Annotated in this window: 17 protein-coding genes and 2 rRNA genes; 11 read left to right on the top strand and 8 right to left on the bottom strand. The window is 54.9% G+C overall.

Annotated features, from left to right (window positions below; genetic code table 11):
* The 5 genes from AB4Z35_RS19285 to AB4Z35_RS19265 form a co-directional block, all read left to right on the top strand.
* Positions 1-89 (top strand): 23S ribosomal RNA (locus tag AB4Z35_RS19285); the annotation flags it as partial.
* Positions 90-240: 151 nt separating this feature from the next.
* A 5S ribosomal RNA gene (rrf, locus tag AB4Z35_RS19280) occupies positions 241-356 on the top strand.
* 692 nt (positions 357-1048) lie between these two features.
* Complete coding sequence (locus AB4Z35_RS19275; RefSeq protein WP_442098702.1) at positions 1049-2116, top strand: hypothetical protein; 1068 nt, start codon at positions 1049-1051, stop codon at positions 2114-2116.
* Positions 2117-2119: 3 nt separating this feature from the next.
* Complete coding sequence (locus tag AB4Z35_RS19270) at positions 2120-3334, top strand: hypothetical protein (protein ID WP_442098701.1); 1215 nt, start codon at positions 2120-2122, stop codon at positions 3332-3334.
* Entirely contained in the window at positions 3319-5130 is a 1812-nt protein-coding gene (locus AB4Z35_RS19265) for an Hsp70 family protein (protein WP_442098700.1), read from the top strand. The genes AB4Z35_RS19270 and AB4Z35_RS19265 overlap by 16 nt, the downstream gene beginning before the upstream one ends.
* Before the next feature lie 242 nt (positions 5131-5372).
* On the opposite strand, the gene AB4Z35_RS19260 is transcribed toward AB4Z35_RS19265, so the two are convergent.
* Complete coding sequence (locus AB4Z35_RS19260; protein ID WP_442098699.1) at positions 5373-7478, bottom strand: hypothetical protein; 2106 nt, start codon at positions 7476-7478, stop codon at positions 5373-5375.
* Between the two features lie 306 nt (positions 7479-7784).
* Between AB4Z35_RS19260 and AB4Z35_RS19255 the strand changes: the two genes are divergently transcribed.
* Complete coding sequence (locus AB4Z35_RS19255; protein WP_442098697.1) at positions 7785-8084, top strand: hypothetical protein; 300 nt, start codon at positions 7785-7787, stop codon at positions 8082-8084.
* Between the two features lie 2313 nt (positions 8085-10397).
* Positions 10398-11234: a DNA damage-inducible protein D gene (gene dinD, locus AB4Z35_RS19250; RefSeq protein WP_442098696.1), complete on the top strand. Its 837-nt coding sequence runs from the start codon at positions 10398-10400 to the stop codon at positions 11232-11234.
* Positions 11235-11276: 42 nt separating this feature from the next.
* On the opposite strand, the gene AB4Z35_RS19245 is transcribed toward dinD, so the two are convergent.
* On the bottom strand, positions 11277-11993 hold the full coding sequence (locus AB4Z35_RS19245) for a response regulator transcription factor (RefSeq protein WP_442098694.1): 717 nt from the start codon (positions 11991-11993) through the stop codon (positions 11277-11279).
* A gap of 169 nt (positions 11994-12162) precedes the next feature.
* Here AB4Z35_RS19245 and AB4Z35_RS19240 point away from each other — a divergent pair, with 169 nt between their 5' ends.
* On the top strand, positions 12163-13695 hold the full coding sequence (locus AB4Z35_RS19240; RefSeq protein WP_442098692.1) for a sensor histidine kinase: 1533 nt from the start codon (positions 12163-12165) through the stop codon (positions 13693-13695).
* A 216-nt stretch (positions 13696-13911) separates the two neighbouring features.
* Here AB4Z35_RS19240 and AB4Z35_RS19235 read toward each other — a convergent pair whose 3' ends face one another.
* The 4 genes from AB4Z35_RS19235 to glyQ form a co-directional block, all read right to left on the bottom strand.
* Positions 13912-14691, bottom strand: a complete 780-nt coding sequence (locus AB4Z35_RS19235; protein WP_442098691.1) for a lysophospholipid acyltransferase family protein — start codon at positions 14689-14691, stop codon at positions 13912-13914.
* Between the two features lie 82 nt (positions 14692-14773).
* Complete coding sequence (gene gmhB / locus AB4Z35_RS19230; protein ID WP_177323285.1) at positions 14774-15313, bottom strand: D-glycero-beta-D-manno-heptose 1,7-bisphosphate 7-phosphatase; 540 nt, start codon at positions 15311-15313, stop codon at positions 14774-14776.
* A 4-nt stretch (positions 15314-15317) separates the two neighbouring features.
* Complete coding sequence (gene glyS, locus AB4Z35_RS19225; RefSeq protein WP_442098689.1) at positions 15318-17372, bottom strand: glycine--tRNA ligase subunit beta; 2055 nt, start codon at positions 17370-17372, stop codon at positions 15318-15320.
* Positions 17369-18322, bottom strand: a complete 954-nt coding sequence (glyQ, locus tag AB4Z35_RS19220; RefSeq protein WP_003213601.1) for a glycine--tRNA ligase subunit alpha — start codon at positions 18320-18322, stop codon at positions 17369-17371. The genes glyS and glyQ overlap by 4 nt, the downstream gene beginning before the upstream one ends.
* An 81-nt stretch (positions 18323-18403) precedes the next feature.
* Between glyQ and AB4Z35_RS19215 the strand changes: the two genes are divergently transcribed.
* The 3 genes from AB4Z35_RS19215 (at position 18404) to AB4Z35_RS19205 (ending at position 20290) form a co-directional block, all read left to right on the top strand.
* Positions 18404-18961: a DNA-3-methyladenine glycosylase I gene (locus AB4Z35_RS19215; protein WP_442098688.1), complete on the top strand. Its 558-nt coding sequence runs from the start codon at positions 18404-18406 to the stop codon at positions 18959-18961.
* 40 nt (positions 18962-19001) lie between these two features.
* Positions 19002-19889 (top strand): lysophospholipid acyltransferase, encoded by an 888-nt coding sequence (locus AB4Z35_RS19210; protein WP_442098686.1) that lies wholly within the window; start codon positions 19002-19004, stop codon positions 19887-19889.
* 161 nt (positions 19890-20050) lie between these two features.
* Positions 20051-20290, top strand: a complete 240-nt coding sequence (locus AB4Z35_RS19205; RefSeq protein WP_033052655.1) for a hypothetical protein — start codon at positions 20051-20053, stop codon at positions 20288-20290.
* Here the strand turns inward: AB4Z35_RS19205 and AB4Z35_RS19200 are convergent, their stop codons facing one another.
* Positions 20291-20605, bottom strand: a complete 315-nt coding sequence (locus AB4Z35_RS19200) for a tetratricopeptide repeat protein (RefSeq protein WP_103396113.1) — start codon at positions 20603-20605, stop codon at positions 20291-20293.
* 159 nt (positions 20606-20764) lie between these two features.
* A complete protein-coding gene (gene trkA / locus AB4Z35_RS19195) occupies positions 20765-22141 on the bottom strand; it encodes a Trk system potassium transporter TrkA (RefSeq protein WP_007985091.1) in 1377 nt (458 codons plus the stop codon).
* Between the last annotated feature and the right edge of the window lie 4 nt (positions 22142-22145).

Genomic DNA, 22145 nt, shown 5'->3' with positions numbered 1-22145 from the left:
GTCGAAGACTACGACGTTGATAGGTTGGGTGTGTAAGCGCTGTGAGGCGTTGAGCTAACCAATACTAATTGCCCGTGAGGCTTGACCATATAACACCCAAGCAATTTGCTTACTTCGAAAGAAGCATCAGATTGCGGTGTGTGAAGACGAAAGAACCGAAAGTTCGAGAAACACACAAATCTATTACATACCCAATTTGCTGAAGCGAGGCCAACTGGTCACGACTCAGTACCCGAATTTCTTGACGACCATAGAGCGTTGGAACCACCTGATCCCATCCCGAACTCAGCAGTGAAACGATGCATCGCCGATGGTAGTGTGGGGTTTCCCCATGTGAGAGTAGGTCATCGTCAAGATTAAATTCCGAAACCCCTATCTGCGCATACAGGTAGGGGTTTTGTTTTGTCCTCGAAAAAGCATCCTGAGACTGGTATGGATGAAATGATCTGTTGGATTGCCAAGGCCGGCATGACGCCGGCGATCATGGGTTTTTCTCTAGGTTGGGAACAGCGCCCGCTCAGGAACTGATTTTGTCCCTCCAGCGAGTGTCGCCCAACACTCGCTGAGCTCTCCCCCTTCCCCCTCCCCGGCGCTTCACACCGCGCTCGTTGCTATGAGTGGCAAATCAGACTTTGATTTCTACACAACCGTGGTTCGCCGTAACCGTCTGGCGAAGTCACCTACCTGATCCCCGTCATAAGGATCGCCATGCACCAACGAACCTCTGATCCCAAGCCCTTCAAAGCCTAGCTCGTTTAGGAATGCCTGCTGCCTGGGGTGTCGATTGCCAGTGTGGACGGCATCAACGCCAACCTGGTTCGTAAATGGATACTGTTTATCGCAATGGTCAGACACACTTAGCTGGATAAAGAGCCATTGGCTACCGTGTCGCTGACGCATCCAGCGCTTTGGATCTGTACTAGAGTTGTCTGCATTGGATGAGGGGAGCAGGTAACTGTCCAGGTAACAGGCATGGACAGAATGATGGCATGTTGCCTATTCTCAGCGTTGGACCTGCAACAGGTGTACTAGGGAACAAGGAAATAACATGCCAACCTTGGGATGGATTCAGGAAACAGGTCTGGACCGCTTCTGGGAGAGAGGCAGTGAGCCGGGAACCTCGCCCTTGCCAACTAGTTATGCATGCCGTTTTTGCATTCAGGTTTTCGAGTCAATCGCAGCTCGCGAACAGCATGAACTTGAGCATCCGCTACTCAATCCCACCATGTTCTATCGTGACCGTGAGCTCGGCGCCACAGGACTGCTGATCAACACACCCATTCAGCTTGGCGATATTGAAGCGCGCAATGTTAGTAGGATTGAACTCAACGGCCAGTCACTTGGCTCTATCGCCGAGTTGACGCAGGCTTTGCAGCCAGCCAGCAAGGGCTTGTTTAGTCTCACCTATGCCAATGGGGTGCTGGAAAAAAACCTCAAAATTGAGGTATGCATTGCCGACCCGCGGCAAGTGGCTGAGGTTGACCAGGTCTTTAAGGCGCAATTTTCTACAGGAAGTATTGCCGATCCTTTGATTGAGGTGTTCACTGCCTCCGTCAAACACTGCGACACTGTGAGCAGATATGTGGACGGATTGGTGCGCTACCTCCACGGTTTGAAAGCCAAAGACCATTTATCTGACATCACCACGTTCGAAGATTTCGACAAACGCTTCAATCAGGCACTGGACTCTCTGAGGGATTACACTACGCCGCTTGCAGCGGCTGTGCGCGCCGTAATCCGTTTCAATAGAAACGACTTCAGTTTGCTGCAGAGAGCCTCAGGCCTACCAGATCTAGACAGAACCATCGCCTTTTTCTGCGGCGACGATTTAGTCAGCCGTAAATTCACATCGCCAGATGCTCAATTGCCCGTGGATCAGACCTGTGAGTTTATTCTTACGAATCTGATTCCGGCCTTTTCTGATTCAACGCTGGAAGATATCGAAGAACGAATCACATGGTTACCCGCCAAGTACCGGTCGTTGCAAGATACTAGCAAGCTCAACTACCTGTGTTTCCGTAAGGCTGCGGCGGTCGAGGACATGGCCGGGGTCGAAAAGTATCGCAAGAAGCTCAGGCATGATGACGTTTTCAACACCCTCATTAGAGAGACATGATCCATGACCGGGCATGAATCAGATACTGCATTGCCACAACAGCAGGCAGCTGAGGCCAAGCCGGCTAGAAAACAGAAGCCTTCTGCACAGACCAAATCAATTTCGGAGATTATTTCGCAGGTCTTCGCAATCAGCGTGGACAAAGATCAGAACATAAAACCAGCTACCCTGAGCAAGGCCGACTTCAAGTCCATCGTCAGTTGCCAAACTACTGCTGAACTGGATGCTCAGTTGGTGGATAAAGTGGCCGAAGATGCGAGGAAAACCGACCCGCAATTCAATGCGCTGGCGCTACTGACAGTTGCTACCAGCAGATGCCGTGAGGACGCACAGCGTCATGCATTAATGATTTTTTGTGTTCGCCTTGCCAGTGCTCTATGGATCAATCGGCATCGTGAGTCGCATGACCTTTTTCAGGATATTTTGGACGGCGACAAGGGGCTCGACTCTACCCCGTTGCGATTCCTGTGCAATTCCATTGCAGCGCTATACAGCAAACGTATCGAACATGTGCGGGCTGCCCTGTCGGCTACAACACTACCGGTGACATCAGACAGCGCAACAGACACCCTTGCTGGCTCGATACTCCTGACCCCGTCCGAACTGACCAGTCAGCGCGACAATCTGCTACTGATCGGTGGGCTTTGGCTACTTGCCAAAGGCAAGAGCGATCCATCTCAGTCGATTATGTTTTTTGCAGAGCTGCTTGAGGAGCGCCAGTCACGCAATCGGAGCAATCGTGACATTGCCCTTTATATAGCCGAGCAGTATGCCAAGCACGAGAGTTTGCTGGCCGACACTCTTGATTATTTCAAGCAACAAGCCAACGAGCAGGCTACGTATGGCAAACGCCTGCAGTCCGCACTTGAGCACAGCGAACAAGAAGCTGCGCGTCTCAGGACACAACTAACTGAACACAAGCGGACGACTGAAGAGCAAGCTCAGCGAGTTTCTACAATGGAGGCGGAAATCACCCGACTGCAGCACATGCTTGAGGAGCAGCAGTTGGACGAGCGAGCCAAACGAACCCACCTGCGCGATAACACTGGGCAGGCCAAAGCAAGAGCTTTCAATCTGCTGACCGGGGATGTGCTTGAACCGCTTAAGCTTTCACTCTCGGCCTTGCAACGCGAAAAGCCAAAAACGGAAGTTGCTGCGCATCATATTGAACTGGCAGTGGAAAGCATTGAAAGGGATATCAAATGGTTCAAAGAATAGGCATTGACTTCGGTACCACCAATAGCCTGATTTCTGTCGTTACCCGCGAAAGCAAGATCTCTTCTTTCGATGATACGGGCCGCCCGCATCCCTCGGTGGTGCGCTACGAGGGCGAGCAAGTAATCTGTGGCCGGCGTGCATACGATCAGTTAGAGCATCGGAACATAGGTGTTTTGGGTAATACCGTGCGCGGCCCAAAGAAACTGCTGGGTAAAGAGCATGTGAGCGTCGATGGACGGATGATGACGCCTATTGGGGTGATTGCCGATTACATCAAACACCTAATTGAGCATGCCCGAGCTTTGGACGAAGAGCAGGTGGCCGACCTTACCCGTGCTGTCGTGACTATCCCGGTTGCCTTGGATGGACGAGGTCGTCAGGACTTGCGCGAAGCACTGCTGCAGGCGGGCGTGCATGTCGATACCTTTGTACATGAGCCGCTTGCGGCCCTCTATGGTTATTTCAAGGATCTGGATAACACTCGCGACGCCTTGTCTTTCTATGAGGGCAGGATGATCCTAGTATTTGACTGGGGTGGCGGAACACTGGATCTCACATTGTGCAAAGTAGTTAATGGTGCTCTGGTGCAGATCCTCAATCGGGGCAACAATTCGGTTGGCGGTGACTATCTGGATGATGCCGTCCTCTCCTATGTCACCGATCAGCACGCGGCCAAATTTGGTTGGACCACCGAGGACAAGCTGCCTGTCAATCCTGGCATGCGAGCCAAACTGCTGACTCAGTGCGAACGTGCCAAGATCACGCTCTCTRCACGTGAAAAAACACATGTTTTTCTACCGGATTACTATCAAGGCGATAGCACCGAAGAAACCGAAATCGATATCTGGCTCACGCGCTATGAGCTTGAAAAAGTCTGTACCAGATTGATCAACCAGGGCATCAACGAAATCGATGCGCTGCTCGCACCTGACAAGGCCGATGTCGACCCGCAAACCCTGGCGCTCTGCCTTGCAACTGGCGGTCTGGTCAACATGCCGCTCATAAAGARCAAACTTACAGAAATTTTCGGTGTTTCGGCCCTCCATATTTCCGATAAAGGCGACCGCATCATCTCAGAAGGTGCCGCCTGGATCGCACACGACAACCTTCAATTGGCATTGGCAAAACCCTTCGAACTGGTCGAGGCAAGGAATTCTTTGTTGACCATCATTCATGATGGAACACGCTTGCCACTGCGCGGTGAGTCCATCCAGAAGAAGCAGTCGATGTACTGTTCTGATCCGCGTGACGGCAAGGCCATTTTTACCTTCAAACGCCCCCAAATGGTCCAGAAGTCTGCGGCTGCAGACCCYAGAACTACCTATGGCAGCCTGGTAGTGGAAGTGAATCCGGCGTTCCCGCCGTTGGGTGAACGCATCGAGCTGACCGTGACGATTGACGACAACCTGATCCTGCATTCTCGGGCAATTGCCAGCGACCGGAAAGATTCGGTCGAGATTCAGTTCTATGATCTTGAGTTCTCGTTGGTAGTCAATGAACAGCTCGTCAATGCGGAGCAAAAAAAAAACCGCGTGAACCTGCGCATTGACACCAAAGGTCCAAAGCAACTCGTAGTTCAAGCCAACGTGACCAATGATTGTGAGCGCTGGGACACCGTCCCCGGGGAATTACTAAAGACTTATAACGACCAGCACATTTACTTGCGCAAACAGCTCTCACCCCGGCAGGAGGAGGAATATGTCAGATACCAGCCATGCTCCAACTGCGGCTCACAGTGGTCGGAAAAGTGCTGTGGGGGCAATGAAGCGAGCGCAAAGGAAGGCCTGAAACCATAATTTGGCCGCATAAACTCTGTTGCTATTTTGATGTGTTAGCTAGCAGTACCAAGTGATTTTCTGCTTAAACCCCCTTCTGCCAATATTTCCTCCAGTAGGTCCTTAGCTCTGCATCGGCCAGCACAATCAGTGGCTCCGACAGATATTCCATTCCGATAACGGTGTGGTGTTCAAGCTCGCTGAGGATGTGCCACTGACTTACTTCCTATTAATTGCCACCAGTTAAAACGTATTAAGCATTTCTAGCAAAAATCCCCGCATAGATCTCTAAATACTTGTTCGATTTTTTCCTTAGTTCTACCTGCCTCGTCAATAATATTATTTACCGCCGTCTTGCCTTCCCGAATAACATTGTCGGGCAGAGCCTTAACAGAGTCAAATGGCCGATTATAAAACTTCTCCGCCTCCTTTTTCGTTTCATCTGCTATATGTTGCCCTTCCTTGGCGGCAAACATAATGTATGACATTAATATCCCTTTGTCGGATAACGTTGGAGGGCCTAGCAGTACTTCAACATCATTGGGGTTTTCGCAATCCTTTCCTTTTATAGATTTCGATATGGCATCGTGCAGAGCCTTCTTGGCCTCTACATTATCTTCAGGTTTCTTATCAGTGGGGGAAATGTCTATACCTGACTCCAACTCTAGCCCGCCGGGCGTTACGGAAATTGTTTTAGGTGAAAGAGTCAGTAGAAAACCTTTTTCAGCAAATCCAGGCTGGTTTTCTTTTTCGTTAGGTTTTAGTGCGGAAATATATTGCGGCGTACTATCAAGCAAAATACTAGGAGCCGAATTTTCACCACCGATGACTTTCTTAAATCTAAATTTTACAGTGGCCACCTTCACAATGTCGAAATCTATTCCTTTATATGATGCGTCCGGAATGGTATCGACATCAACCGGTGTGCACTCCAATATGGTCCGCATGACAAATGCACTGCCAACCGCCGTTGAAACGGCCTCAAGCTTTAGTTGAACTGGTATTGCCGCCTCTGTCGTCCCAGCTACCGCTATATCCAAGCCAACTCCACCACCAATATTTCCTGTAGAAAGATGAGCATGGATATCAGCATTTACGTCTACTTTTGTTACCAGCTTTCCCTCAATTCCGATTGAGGGTTTCCAGTCCAACACAGGAATATCAATTAGGGCAATACCCTTTGCCAAATCGCTAGTTCTCGGTGTTATTTTTACACCCACATCTCCTAGCAAGTTATCCTTCATGATCGATTGATTTGAAATAACCCCAGTCGCGTTATAGGCATGTAGGTTCATTTCGTACTTGGATTTTGCGGGGACTTGGCCAAAGGCGATAAAGGGAAAATCTCCGACAAATCTTAAGCCGGGTACTAGCCTTGGTTTTTTTAATTCATCTAGCATCTCAACAATTGCATTGTTTGAGATTTTTGCTTTTATATTGTCAGTTTGCACTTCATATGGATTCATTTTTTCCTTTATGACGGAGCTATGGGTTTCTAGCCAATTACTCAAGCCTGCATCGTCCAGTGGAAGATTTGGAATTTCTGCCAGATTAAGGCCGCCTAGAAACCATATTCCCGTGGTTGAAATCAGTACATTGTCCGCGTTCAATAATTTCTTTTGCAGCTCACCACCCATTGACTGGCGAAGCGTGTAACCCCCTTCGACTTCAAATTTGGTATATTGTTCGGAGTTGATGTTGGTGTTTATTTCTAGGGCTGACGAAATCGTTGGTACATCGATATAAAGATTGTCATTCATTTTTTCAATAACCTGAGCAGCCGCAATCTGGGCGACCAATCCGCTTGCCTTTAGTGTTAACGGCCATACATTAACTTTTGGCGATATATAAAGAGGAACGATTCGGAAGACTTTTGTAAGTTGTTCGTTTGCTTTATCGCTTGGTGTTGTCCGTTTGCTCGGTTGTAAGATACCAACTATGTCGAACCTCACTACTGAATCAGCCCAGGCCGGTGGGTTCCCATTAGGTATGTAGCTTGCTGTGACTTGAATTGTAGGTGATAACGCCCCATCGGAAACTTTTAGGTCAAATTTGTCAACGACCAGTTTGAAATTTCCTTTTGGTTTGTTCGTGGTGCTGTCAACAGCATCAGGAATCGTGTATTCAGCCCCAATTAGGGCATTAGCTAATTTCTCTATCGCTTTGGCAGGAATGAAAATCGTGGTGGGCCAATCCTCTGGCGCTTTACCAGTTTCAATTATTTGTTCTGCGACCAAAATTGAAATTGCTCTATCGTGGCTGGCTGACTTAGAAATTATTTCCTCCTGTCGTGATGCCCACCAAAGAAAAGCACCGGCGATGATAGCGACCAGTAAAACTAAGTATTTATATTTCAATAGAATGGCCATTTTAGCCTCGTTGAATTTTGCATAGTTGTATTGGCTATCATCACACCAAGTGAAGTATAGGTTAGCCTAACAATCAAATAGCTGAGGTCATATGCGCCGGCTTACACGCAAACGTGAGGCAAAAAAGATGAATCGAAGCCGGGGTTCAGAAGTACAAACCTCAGCGGTGTCAGGTGGGGTCCAGGCAAGCTAGTTCCTGCTATTGAGCTAATCTTCAGCGCGTGCTCCGGAATAATTCATGGACGCACAACGAAACCTGCACCATCTATGTTGACGGGGYGGAGTTAAGCTTAAGAGGGGCATTCTATGGCTGTGCATTACGTGATGATCGATGGACCGGACTGGCAGTACAGCGGCGAGACCTATGTCTACCTGATGGCTACATACATGGTTGCCTGCCCGCCAGACCGAACCTGTCAAGTCGGCATGGGGGCGAACTGGTTCGGTGAACCACGTGGAGAGAAAATCAGGTTCTCAGGTGAACAAGAGATCACCGTTGCCCTAGCCGGTCAGTTGCACTTTCGGGTGGATGACGGGCAAGGGCCTTGCAAAGTGGGATTCGCCCGCAAGTCCGCCGAGCTCATCAAGTGGACCTGGGATATCTGAAATTAATACAGGGGCACTGGCGTCCCTCAAGCGGAGCATGGCGAACGAATGGCGATTCGGTCGATCAACACTTCCCGCATGACGGTGAACTTCTCTGGCCTCCCGCAATGGGCAGCAACCATCCACAGCGCATTAGACAGCGTACTGGAGGTCACGGGGGCCATCGCAGTCACTAGACGTTTCGAAGGCTCGGTTTTTGGCGCTACTGGACCAGCTTCGCCGCGAAAATGCAGTCCCAATAGCATGAGTGCTCCCAGGCCTTATCCGCATTCTCCCGTTCCCATTGCCACTGATGTAGCGGTGGAGTCAACACAGTCGTGGGGGATGGGCAGCGGACTATGATCTGACTCTTGACCGCCTCCGTTTTACCTTCCTTGAGGTAGGTAAAGAAGGCGTTGCCTGGATTCTTTTCGACGAGCCGTGCGGCTGCTACATCAAGACGTGGATCTTGTTGCCCCATGCTCTGCATTAGATACAGTGACACGCCGACCAAGTGCTGAGAATAGCCCGGCCTATTCAGTCGGGAGTCCATGTCCTCAATCGCAGGCCCATAGCCAGAAAATGTGCCTAGGTAACCACGAAGACGCCCATCAGGAAGAGCGGGAAGTCCTGCATTCTCCTGGAGGTATGAGACAGTTGCGGATAGCTGCGCAGCGTCTCCAGGCCGCATCGTGCAGCCTTTTTCCTTGGCATCGTCTGTGCAGAATCGCGGTAGGCCGTCTAACAGACAATGCCCAAAAATCTCCAGGGTGCAGGGTACGTGCGAATCGATCCAAGCCAGCCATTTTGCCGCGCGCGCAACGTCCCTAGTTTTGATGAGATACAGCTGGGCTCCTAAGGCCATGTCAGGGGAGAAATCACTCCCTCCCCGGTCATTCCCATGCTCTCGGATCCTCGGGGATCTGAACCACTGACCTGTGTCTGGGTCCTGCGCTTCGGCGACGCCCACGCACCCCAGCTCGACACCCGCCGCGCAGAGCAAACCATTGAAGAGTGTGATATCGCCATCATCGCATGGCTGGTCAGCTTCACCAGTTGGCCTACTCGGAAAGCGGACTCCACTCGGATTTGTGGTGCACACATACGCCTTAGCTTCCCAGTCTTTGAGCCAATCGGGAAGAGTGTCTGCACTTGCCGAAAGTGAGAGCAACAGAGCCGAAGGAGCGAAAATCCCGGATATGAGGACAAGTTTGAGGAACGGTAACGGGCGCAATTCATCTCTCTCCACGGATTGTATTGGCCAGCCAGAGTAGATAACTACCTCTCAAGTTAGTACGGTGCTTGGCCACCTCAGAGTAGCCACCGCCACACATACTTGCCATTCTGCGGCTGGGTGAGTGTCTGGGAGAGGGTTGAGGAAGGTGCGGATATCATTTTCTGTGAGATCAATAAGTGCCGAAGCATGCGATTCGAGTGCCCTGTTGATCGTATGAGCGTCGCTCATCCAGCCATCTGTTGACACCTATGCCGAATTGACCCACGTGCCGAGGCAAGACTGACCCATCTCCAATCCTGCACAAATCCAGCACAGACAATGATTCGTAAGGAGTCAGACTGGGTCAGTGAAATCTCGGCAACTGGGTCAATTCGGCGTCGACGCCAACAATTTTTCCTAACTTGGTCGACCGGAGCTTTCCAGTGACAACGAAGTAAGTGAAATCCTCGCCGCACGTGCGGGCAGCTTCGCGCACCAACGTGACTGGATCGCGGTTACCTTTCTTGACGCGTGGCTTCGGTATAACGGGTTGTGCCGGGCTAGGGTTGCTAAAATGCATCATGCGAGATTCCTTCTTTAGGGCTCGTGAAACCGACACTACGGGATGTCTGATTTGAGGATCAGTGGCATGCGCTATCCACCAATAAATATGCGTTTCCTTCCTTTATATACACAAACACACTGGATGGACGGTTGAGCGGCTGAAGCCTGAAGTGAGAGCGTTTCTACTCGGACGCATCTATTCTGTGATGAGAGTAGGTTTTTCTCATTTATTTTGTGAATTCCAACCGGAGGACTCACAAAAAAGATGAATTTCTGCAAGCGTTTGCAGGGGGGGCCGAATCATCTATTTTGTGACCCTACAGGTGGGGTTGTAGCTGGCCGTGATGCAAAATTAAGCCCGGAGGATCTCTGATTCACCGGGCTTTTTACTTGTGGGTGTAATTGCTTTGGAGTGACGGCGCTGTCTGTGACCACGGGGTAACTATGTTTGCATTTGTTAATGCACCATTGATTAGTTTTGGTGTCGGTGCAACGCTCAACCTGGTTGCCGAACCGAACCAGTTCTGGATATCTAATCCTGTGGAGGATTACCTTTGAGCGAGCAGCATCAGTTTTTTGAGGGCCTGAAGCACCAGTCGAACGAGGGTTTTGAATACTGGTCTGCCCGAGAGCTTGCGCCTCTGTTGGAGTACCGAGAGTGGCGGAACTTCGAGAATGTCATTGGCAAGGCTATACAGGCTTGTGAGCTCAGTAATCACCTGGTCACCAACCATTTTGTTGACACCACCAGAATGGTTTCCCTGGGGTCCGGTTCCCAGCGGGAACTGAAGGATGTTCGGCTCTCTCGTTATGCTTGCTATCTGATCGTACAGAATGGCGACCCTACCAAGCCGGTTATTGCCGCGGGTCAAACCTATTTCGCGATTCAGACTCGACGCCAGGAACTGGCAGACGACGCTACCTTTCAGAGGCTAAGGGACGATCAGAAGCGCTTGTTACTGCGTAATGAGTTGCGTGAGCACAACAAGCAATTGGTTGAAGCGGCACAGCAAGCAGGAGTTGAAACAGGCTTGGACTTCGCCATTTTCCAGAATCATGGATATCAGGGGCTATATGGCGGGCTTGATCAGAAAGCCATTCACCAACACAAAGGACTTAAAAAGAGTCAGAAAATACTGGATTACATGGGGTCAACCGAACTGGCTGCCAATTTGTTTCGTGCTACACAAGCTGAGGAAAAATTGCGCCGCGATAACGTCCAAGGCAAGCACCAGGCCAATCAGGTTCATCTGGAAGTAGGCAGAAAGGTACGAGAGACCATCGCCGAATTGGGAGGAACCATGCCAGAGGATCTACCTGTCCCGGAAAGCAGTATCAAACAAGTAGAGTCCGCCGCGAAGAAGCTTCATGGAAAGTCGGTGGAAGAATGACCAATAAGACTCAGCCTCCACCAGAACATAAATGCTCATGAGTTAATCGACTATGTGCGCCACACTCTCCAATCGATACCCATACCCATAAATCGTCAGCAACTGCCAACCGCGATCCGCCGTCAGCCCAAGTTTGTTGCGCAGGCGATAGATGTGGGTGTCCAGCGGCCGGGACGACGACATTTCTTCATGGGGCCAGAATCGTTCGTACAGGTAATCCCGCGACAGCGGTCGACCGAGGTTGCTGAACAGGCAATGCGCCAGGCGGTATTCGCGTTCGGTCATGACGATCGGTTTGCCGTCGCGGGTGACGGTCAGTTCGGCGTCGTCGAACACCAGGTCATTGAAGCTCAACCCTTCGGCAGCTATGCGCTGCTGGCCATGCCGGCGCAGTACAGCGCCAACACGGGCTTTCAGTTCATTGGGGCGGAACGGTTTGCTGACGTAGTCATCGGCGCCGGCATTCAGGGCCTGAACGATATCGCTTTCACCGTCGCGACTGGTGAGCATGATGGCCGCAGGCGGCGCTTCCATGTGTTCGCGGGTCCATAGCAGCAATGACAATCCCGTGAGGTCGGGCAGTTGCCAGTCGAGGATCAGCAGGTCGAAGGTTTCCCGACGCAGTTGGCGCAACAGGTCTTCGGCCCGTTCGAAGCTGTGCAGCGACCACGGCTGCTCCCCGGCTTCGGCCATCTGTTGCAGGGTTTGTTCAACCCGGCGCAGTTCTGCGGGCTCATCGTCCAGAATCGCAACGCGCATACACGGTGATTCCTTGTCGCTTGGGCAGCTCTTTATCGACGATAGCGGCTCAATCGACACAGTGAAAGTAAGCGGTCCGCCGTTGGTCGACCTCCGCTATGCTTTTTGGGGTCTATGTCCTCAAACCGGCAATCCATGAACCCCTTTATCCCGCCCTGCCCTATTACCCATGGATAACCTACGCCGCCCTGAAAGTCGTGAGCCGAGCCAGGTTGAGCGGTTGTTTCGGCAATTGGTGCACGAATGGTTGTGGATAAGCCTGGTGCTGCTGCCACTGACTGCGCTGTTGTCCTATCGCGCTCAGGTCAATCTGCATGACGCCTCGCCAGGCTCGAGCGCGTTGCTGTCGATTGGCTTGCTGACGTGCGTTCTCGGGTTGCTGCTGTGGCGCCCGCGATTGGCGCTCTGGCTGACGTTGATTGGCATCGCTTGCACGTTGCTGACCAGCACCGCCCTCGCGGAGCTGCAGAGATGGTGGTCGCCGACACCGGCGGCGTTGGGCATGTTGTTCGGTTATCTGATCTGGAACTGGCGTCGCCTTAGTGTGGTGCTGACCTATTTCGGTTGGGAGCTCGCGCGACTGGACAGTGAGCCGAAGGTTTTTCCGGAGCGCCGTCGGGCTCTGTTTCCCGGTGGCGATCACCTGCAAAAACAGATCATCGCCCTCGAACAAGCCATGAGCCGGGCTCGCGATACACATCGGTTCATCTCCGACGGCCTGGAGTACCTGCCGGTGGCCACGATGATCAGCGATCCCCGCGGAAAGATTTTGCTGGGCAACCGTAAGGCCCGGGACCTGTTTGGCGGAGAATTGGTTGGCGATGATGTGCTGGAGCGCCTGGTAGAGCTTGGCTACCCGAATTTGACCCGCGAGCCGGGTTCGCCTTTGTCGACGCTGCCACTGATGGAGTTTCGCGACCTCAAGGAACGCAGCCTGCGACTGGAGCGCGCCGAGTTGTTACCGGTGGATGGGGAAACCCACGTCGGCTGGTTGTGGAGCCTGACTGACCTGAGTGTCGAACGTGATGCGCAAGAGCAGCGTGCCGTCCTGTTGCGTTTTCTGTCCCATGACCTGCGGGCGCCCCACTCGGCCATTCTCGCGCTACTCGATGTGCATCGCCATCAGGTGGGCGGTGATCTGCAACTCTTCGATCAAATCGAACGGCAGGTGCGCCGGGCACTGAAGCTGACCGATGGCTTCGCTCAACTGGCGAGGGCCGAGTCCGAGGCTTATCAGTTTCAGCCGAGTCTGTTTGCGATGCTGATGCTGGATGTGTTCGATCAGGCGCTGCCCATCGCGCAGTTGAAACAGATCGAACTGGTTCATCACGTGGAAGAAGAGGCACAGGAAAGTCTGGTTCTGGCGGATCAGGCGCTGCTGACCCGGGCGTTGTTCAATCTGCTGGAAAATGCCATCAAGTACAGTGTTTCAGGTACTCGTATCCGTTTGCGCGTCAGTCAATGCGGCGGCTGGCTGATCTGTGAGCTCATCGATCAGGGCAAAGGCATCGCCGCTGAGGAGTTACCCGAACTGTTCAGCCAATACCGGCGCTTTTCTTCCGCCCAGGGTATCGATGGCGTGGGGTTGGGATTGTCGATGGTCAAAGCCGTAGTGGATCGACATGGCGGGCGAATCGAGTGTCAGAGCGAGGTGGGTCGGGGCACGACATTCAGGCTGCAATTTCCACTGTTTACAGAATGAAAGCGAGCGATACAGGTCGCCCTGTCATGTCGACGGTCAGCGATTGCTCCGGGCATAAAAAAACCGGCTATAAAAGCCGGTTTTTTTACGTCCGAAAAAAACTTATGCACGTTTTTATGGTTTTTATCATTTGAAGAAATATGTAAAAAAATCATAAGGTTACGTACAAAAAACAACAGTTTTCAATGAAACGGTACACAGGTTATCCACAGAATCTCAGACAGCCAGCTGATCGTTTGAAAGCGGCGCTTGCGGAGCCGGTGGCAGCGAGCCCATTTCCCGTTGCATTTGCTCATTCCACGCCTGGACCCGGTCGTTCAATTCAGCAATGGCTCGCGGCCCGGAGCCTTCTGCATACATCGGTGCGCCGATGATCACAGTGATGACGCCCTGCTTCTTTGCCCAACCGGTTTTCGGCCAGAACTTGCCAGCGTTGTGTGCAATCGGCAGCACCGGCAACTCGGCGTTGACCGCCAATGCGCTGCCGCCACGCGAGAACTTCCCGATGGTGCCAAAAGGAACGCGCGTGCCTTCGGGGAAGATCAGCACCCAGACATTGTCCTTGAGCAGTTCATCGCCCTTCTTCGCTACATGCTTGAGTGCTGCTTTCGGGTTGTCGCGATCGATGGCGATCGGTCGCAGCATGGCCATGGCCCAACCGAAGAACGGCACATAGAGCAATTCACGTTTGAGCACCTGGCTCAGCGGCGAGAAGTAGGCAGAGAGAAAGAACGTCTCCCATGTGCTCTGGTGGTTCGACTGAATGACGCAAGGCCGTTCAGGTACGTTCTCGGCACCCTTCACTTCGTAGCGGATACCCAGAAACACTTTGCTCAGCCACAAGGCGCAGCGGCACCAGTACACGTTGATAAAGCGGTAACGTGCCTTGAAGGGCAGAAACGGCGCGATAAAAAAGCTCAGGCTGCACCACAGCAAGGAGCTGGTGCCCAGCAGCAGGTAAAAGAGGAAGGTTCTGATGGCCTGCAGTATCGACATGGTGACGTTTACCGTGCGGGCTTTGCCCGTCTATATAAAGCGCACTTCCGATCACTCCCTGGTCAGGAGTCTCGAAAACGCTCTAATTGTGGATAAGTTCTGCGGCAATCGCCGCCAGATCGTCAAAAATCAAGGTGCCTGCTGGTAAGGTCTTGCCCAAGGTTTTTTCGCCTTTTCCGGTCTTAACCAAAACTGGCTGTGAATCGACGGCTTTAGCGGCTTCCAGGTCACCAAGGCTATCGCCGACGAACCAGAGATTAGTCAGCGATACGTTGTAATGTGCGGCGATGCTTTTCAACATCCCGGGTTTCGGCTTGCGGCAATCGCAACCTTCGTCCGGCCCGTGCGGGCAGTAGACGATCAGCCCGACTTCACCACCCTGCTCCGCCACCAGCGCGCGCAAGCGCTCGTGCATGGCGTCCAGGGTGGCGAGGTCGTAGTAGCCGCGAGCGATGCCCGACTGGTTGGTAGCGACCGCCACCGTCCAGCCGGCCTTGCTCAACTGCGCGATGGCTTCGATCGAACCGGGGAGCGGAATCCACTCCTCCACCGACTTGATGTAAGCGTCGGAGTCGTAATTGATCACTCCGTCCCGATCGAGAATCAGCAGTTTCAACAGCAGTCCCTCAACCCAGCARCGAAATGTCGGCGACGCCGAGGAACARCCCACGCAGACGCGCCAGCARCGCATARCGGTTGGCKCGSACCTTTGCGTCCTCCGCGTTGACCATAACGGCTTCGAAGAACGCATCCACCGGCTCGCGCAGGGCGGCCAGGCGTGCCAGGGATTCGCTGTACTGACGCGAGGCGGCCATTGGCTGCACAGCCTGGTCAGCCTGCTGGATCGCCGAGTACAGGGAGAACTCGTTGGCATTGTCGAAGTACTTGGCTTCCACGACGGTAGGCACCGAACCTTCGAGTTTGCTCAGCAGGTTCGATACACGCTTGTTCACCGCGGCCAGGGCAGCGGCTTCCGGCAATTTGCGGAAAGCTTCTACCGCTTGTACGCGCTGGTCGAAGTCCAGGGCCGAGCCTGGTTTCAGGGCACGTACCGACAGGTAGGTCGCGACATCCACGCCTTCGTCTTCGTAACGGGCACGCAGTCGGTCGAAGATGAACTCCAGCACCGAGTCATTGAGGCCGGCAGCCTTGACCTTGGCACCGAACGCGTCCACGGCGAAGGCCACGGCGTCGGTCAGGTCCAGGTCCAGTTGCTTCTCGATCAGGATGCGCAACACACCCAGCGCTGCACGGCGCAGGGCATACGGGTCTTTGCTGCCGGTCGGCAGCATGCCGATGCCGAAAATGCCGACCAGAGTATCGAGCTTGTCGGCAATGGCCACGGCCGCGCCGGTCAGGGTGGACGGCAGTTCAGCGCCGGCACCGCGCGGCATGTACTGCTCGTTCAGGGCCAGGGCGACATCTTCCGGCTCGCCGTCGTTGAGGGCGTAGTAGTAACCGGCGACGCCTTGCATTTCCGGGAACTCGCCGACCATCTCGGTCGCCAGGTCGCACTTCGACAGCAGGCCCGCACGAGCGGCCCACGCAGCGTTGCCGCCGATGCGCTGAGCGATGAACGCAGCCAGTCTGGATACGCGCTCGGCCTTGTCGTAGACGCTGCCGAGTTTTTCCTGGAACACCACGTTTTGCAGGCGCAGGTTGAAGTCTTCGAGTTTCTGCTTCTTGTCTTGCTTGAAGAAGAACTCGGCGTCGGTCAGGCGTGGGCGAACCACTTTCTCGTTACCGGCGATGATCTGCTGCGGGTCTTTGCTTTCGATGTTGGCCACGGTAATGAAACGTGGCAGCAACTTGCCGTCGGCGTCCAGCAGGCAGAAGTACTTCTGGTTGTCCTGCATGGTGGTGATCAAGGCTTCCTGCGGCACATCGAGGAAGCGTTCCTCGAACGAGCACACCAGCGGCACTGGCCATTCGACCAGCGCGGTCACTTCGTCGAGCAGGGCTGGTGGAACGATTGCTGTGCCTTCCTGACGGGTGGCCAGTTCTTCGGTGCGCTTGCTGATGATCTCGCGACGCTCGTTGGCATCGGCCAGCACGTAGGCGGCACGCAGGTCGGCCAGGTAGCTGGACGGCGAACCGATGCGCACGTTTTCCGGGTGATGGAAGCGGTGACCACGGGAATCGCGGCCGGACTTCTGGGCGAGGATGGTGCAGTCGATGACCTGGTCACCGAGCAGCATCACCAGCCATTGGGTCGGACGAACGAACTCTTCCTTGCGCGCGCCCCAACGCATGCGTTTCGGGATCGGCAGGTCGTTCAGGGAATCTTCGACGATGGTCGGCAGCAGGCTCACGGTCGGCTTGCCGGCGATGCGCTGGCTATAACGCAGTTTCGGGCCGCTCTGATCGATTTCGCTCAGTTCGACGCCGCACTTCTTGGCAAAACCCAGTGCCGCTTGGGTCGGGTTGCCTTCGGCATCAAATGCCGCCTGACGTGGCGGGCCGTCGAGGTTGATGCTGCGATCCGGTTGCTGGGTGGCCAGTGCGGTGATCAGCACGGCCAGGCGGCGCGGCGCGGCATAAACGGTTTTGGTCTCGTAGTTCAGGCCGGCTGCTTGCAGGCCCTTGTCGATACCGGCGAGGAACGCCTCGGCCAGGGTGTTCAGGGCTTTGGGTGGCAGTTCTTCAGTGCCCAGTTCAACCAGAAAATCCAGAGCACTCATTGTGCAGCCTCCAGCTTGGCCAGTACTTCATCACGCAGGTCCGGGGTCGCCATCGGGAAGCCCAGCTTGGCGCGAGCCAGCAGGTAGGCTTGCGCAACGGAACGCGCCAGGGTGCGTACACGCAGGATGTATTGCTGACGCGCAGTCACCGAGATTGCCCGGCGCGCATCCAGCAGGTTGAAGGTATGGGAGGCCTTCAACACCATTTCGTAGCTCGGCAACGGCAGCGGCTGGTCGAGTTCGATCAGGCGCTTGGCTTCGCTTTCGTAGAAATCGAACAGTTCGAACAGTTTCTCGACGTTGGCGTGTTCGAAGTTGTAGGTCGATTGCTCCACTTCGTTCTGGTGGAACACGTCGCCGTAGGTCACCTTGCCGAACGGACCGTCAGCCCAGACCAGGTCGTAGACCGAGTCCACGCCTTGCAGGTACATGGCCAGACGCTCGAGACCGTAAGTGATTTCGCCGGTTACCGGGTAGCACTCGATGCCGCCCGCTTGCTGGAAGTAGGTGAACTGGGTCACTTCCATGCCGTTGAGCCAGACTTCCCAGCCCAGACCCCAGGCGCCGAGGGTCGGCGATTCCCAGTTGTCTTCAACGAAACGGATGTCGTGCACCAATGGGTCGAGGCCCACGTGCTTGAGCGAGCCCAGGTACAACTCCTGGAAGTTGTCCGGGTTCGGCTTCAGGACTACCTGGAACTGGTAGTAATGCTGCAGACGGTTCGGGTTTTCGCCGTAGCGGCCGTCAGTCGGACGGCGGCTTGGCTGCACGTAGGCGGCGTTCCAGGTTTCCGGGCCGATGGCGCGCAGGAATGTTGCAGTGTGGAAAGTGCCGGCGCCTACTTCCATATCGTAGGGCTGAAGTACCACACAACCTTGCTCGGCCCAGTATTGCTGGAGGGCGAGGATCAAGTCTTGGAAGGTACGCACGGCTGGCGTAGGCTGGCTCACGAAATTCACCTGTTTCTTGGGCTGCGATTTAAAGAGCGGGAGTATACCCGATTCATTGCTGCGCACGCCCCCTGGAGCCTTATGCCACGCTGCTTTTGGTGTTCCGAAGATCCGCTGTACATGGCTTATCACGATAAGGAGTGGGGCACGCCGCTACGCGATGCGCAGGGATTGTTCGAGTTACTTTTGCTCGAAGGGTTCCAGGCCGGGCTTTCCTGGATCACCGTGCTGCGCAAACGCGAGCATTATCGTCAGGTGATGTTCGGTTTTGATGTCCAGCGTGTGGCGCAGATGAGCGACGCCGAAATCGACGAATTGATGCTCGATCCGGGCATCATCCGCAACCGCCTCAAGCTCAACGCTGCCCGGCGCAATGCCCAGGCCTGGCTGGCGCTGGAGGACCCGGTGGGATTTCTCTGGTCCTTTGTCGGTGGCACACCTGTGATCAATCATTTCAAGGATCGCAGCGAAGTGCCGGCCGTCACGCCGATCGCCGTCGAGATGAGCAAAGGCCTGAAAAAAGCCGGTTTCACCTTCGTCGGGCCGACCATTTGCTACGCGTTGATGCAGGCCTCGGGCATGGTCATGGATCACACCCGGGACTGCGACCGCTACGCGCAGCTGGCGAACGGCGGTTAGAATGGCCGCCTCGCGCACAGCACAAGATCAGGAGTGAACTGTGGATAAGTTGAAAGGCGCCTTGCTGGTAGGCGCTCTGCGGCTGTTTGCCCTGCTTCCGTGGTGGGCCGTGCAGGCCGTGGGCTCGGCGATTGGCTGGGTCATGTGGAAAACCCCGAACCGTTCCCGCGACGTGGTACGGATCAATCTGTCCAAGTRCTTTCCGGAGATGGACGCCGCCGAGCGTGAGCGCCTGGTGGGCCAGAGCCTGAAAGACATCGGCAAGTCCCTGACCGAAAGCGCCTGCGCGTGGATCTGGCCGGCCCAGCGTTCCATCGACCTGGTGCGCGAAGTCGAAGGCCTCGATGTGTTGAAAGACGCCCTCGCTTCCGGCAAAGGCGTGGTCGGCATCACCAGCCACCTGGGAAACTGGGAAGTGCTCAACCACTTCTATTGCAGCCAGTGCAAACCGATCATTTTCTATCGTCCACCGAAGTTGAAGGCAGTGGATGAATTGCTGCAAAAGCAGCGGGTGCAGTTGGGCAACAAGGTCGCCGCTTCCACCAAGGAAGGCATCCTCAGCGTCATCAAGGAAGTGCGCAAAGGTGGTGCAGTGGGCATTCCCGCTGACCCGGAACCGGCCGAGTCCGCCGGGATCTTCGTGCCGTTCTTCGCCACCCAGGCGCTGACCAGCAAGTTCGTGCCGAACATGCTGGCCGGCGGCAAAGCGGTCGGCGTGTTCCTGCACGCCCTGCGCCTGCCCGACGGTTCAGGCTACAAGGTCATCCTCGAAGCTGCGCCCGAGGCCATGTACAGCACCGATACGGCGGAATCCTGTGCGGCCATGAGTAAAGTGGTCGAGCGTTATGTCGGGGCCTACCCGAGCCAGTACATGTGGAGCATGAAGCGCTTCAAGAAGCGGCCACCGGGTGAAGAGCGCTGGTACTGACTTACTTGGCACACTCTGTGGATAACCTTGTAGGAGCGAGCTTGCTCGCGATGGACGTTAACGATGATGCGGGCTGCCTGGCTGAACGCGGCGCCCTTGCATCCATCGCGAGCAAGCTCGCTCCTACGCGTATCCACAACCCGTTCTCAAGGGCGCACAAGATGTCCGAACACCGCAAGTCATTGCGCATCAAGATCAGTCACGAAAGCATCGGCGATTGCCTGGGGCAGACGCGCAACCTGTCGACCACCGGCGTTTACGTCAAGCATCCGCTACTGTCGGCGCTGCCCCGGGGCGCGGTGGTCTACGGGCAGGTGCAGGACTTACCCACAGGCGCGCCGCGGGTGCGCATGGAAGTGGTGCTGGTGGATGCCGAGGGCATCGGTTTGCGTTATCTCTGATCAGTGCGCCTGACGCTCGAGCTTCTTCAGGAACACCGTCATTTCCTTCTCTGCCTGCTTGTCGCCATGGCCGCGAGCAGCTTCCAGGCCTTGTTCCCAAGCCTGCCGCGCGGCCGCAAAGTCCGCCAGCGCCAGATGGGCCTTGCCCAGTAGTTTCCACGCCGCCGAATACTTCGGATCGAATTCGACGCAGCGTTGAAAATGCTCGGCAGCCTTGGCGTTTTCCCCCAGATCCAGATAGCCCTTGCCCAGGCCGAAGCGCAGCAAAGAGTTATCCACACCCTTGGCGAGCATTTTTTCCAGGGATTCGATCATCTTTTGTGCCTTGGCTTATGTGGTGGTTGTGAGATTGCCTTCGCGGGCAAGCCCGCTCCCACAGTAATTGAAGTGAACATACATCTTGTGTACGACCGAAACTCCTGTGGGAGCGGGCTTGCTCGCGATGAGGTCAGTCTGATCACCGAAAAATCCGGATCAGAAGAAGCTCAACCCCACATGGAACAACTTCTCCACATCGCGAATATGCTTTTTATCCACAAGGAACAGAATCACATGGTCGCCAGTTTCGATCACGGTGTCGTCATGGGCGATGATTACTTCCTCATCGCGGATGATCGCGCCGATGGTGGTGCCCGGTGGCAGGCCGATGTTCTCGATGGCCCTGCCGATCACCTTGCTCGATTTCGCATCGCCATGGGCAATCGCCTCGATGGCTTCTGCCGCGCCCCGACGCAGTGAGTGCACGCTGACGATGTCGCCACGGCGCACGTGGGCCAGCAAGGTGCCGATGGTCGCCAGTTGCGGGCTGATGGCGATGTCGATGTCGCCGCCCTGGATCAGATCGACATAGGCAGGGTTGTTGATGATGGTCATCACTTTCTTCGCACCCAGGCGCTTGGCCAGCAGCGACGACATGATGTTGGCTTCGTCGTCGTTGGTCAGGGCGAGGAACAGATCCGCATCGGCGATGTTTTCTTCCAGCAGCAGGTCGCGGTCCGAGGCACTGCCCTGCAACACCACGGTGCTGTCGAGATGGTCCGAGAGATGGCGGCAGCGTGCCGGATTCATCTCGATAACCTTTACCTGATAACGGCTTTCGATGGCCTCGGCCAGGCGCTCGCCGATCTGCCCGCCACCGGCAATGACGATGCGTTTGTAAGTCTCGTCGAGACGGCGCATTTCGCTCATTACTGCGCGAATGTTCGCTTTGGCGGCGATGAAAAACACTTCGTCGTCGGCCTCGATCACCGTGTCGCCCTGGGGCAGGATCGGCCGGTCACGACGGAAAATCGCCGCGACGCGGGTTTCCACGTTCGGCATGTGTTCACGCAACTGCCGCAGTTGCTGGCCCACCAGCGGCCCGCCGTAATAAGCCCGCACGGCCACCAGTTGCGCCTTGCCTTCGGCGAAGTCGATCACCTGCAAGGCGCCGGGATGCTGGATCAGGCGCTTGATGTAGTTGGTGACCACCTGCTCGGGGCTGATCAGCACGTCCACCGGAATCGCTTCGTTCTGGAACAACTGCTCTTCGCGGGTCAGGTACGCGGCTTCGCGCACCCGGGCGATCTTGGTCGGTGTGTGGAACAAGGTGTGGGCGACCTGGCAGGCGACCATGTTGGTTTCATCGCTGTTGGTCACGGCGACCAGCATGTCGGCGTCATCGGCCCCGGCCTGGCGCAACACAGTCGGGAATGAGCCGCGACCTTGTACGGTGCGGATGTCCAGGCGGTCGCCGAGATCACGCAGGCGTTCGCCATCGGTGTCGACCACGGTGATGTCGTTGGCTTCGCTGGCCAGGTGTTCCGCCAGCGAACCGCCGACCTGCCCTGCTCCGAGGATGATGATTTTCATCCAG

The sequence above is a fragment of the Pseudomonas sp. KB_15 genome, from assembly GCF_052114525.1.
GTDB lineage: Bacteria > Pseudomonadota > Gammaproteobacteria > Pseudomonadales > Pseudomonadaceae > Aquipseudomonas.
The sequence above is the reverse complement of the archived record's forward strand: the minus strand, read 5'-3'. Positions and strand labels throughout refer to the sequence as shown.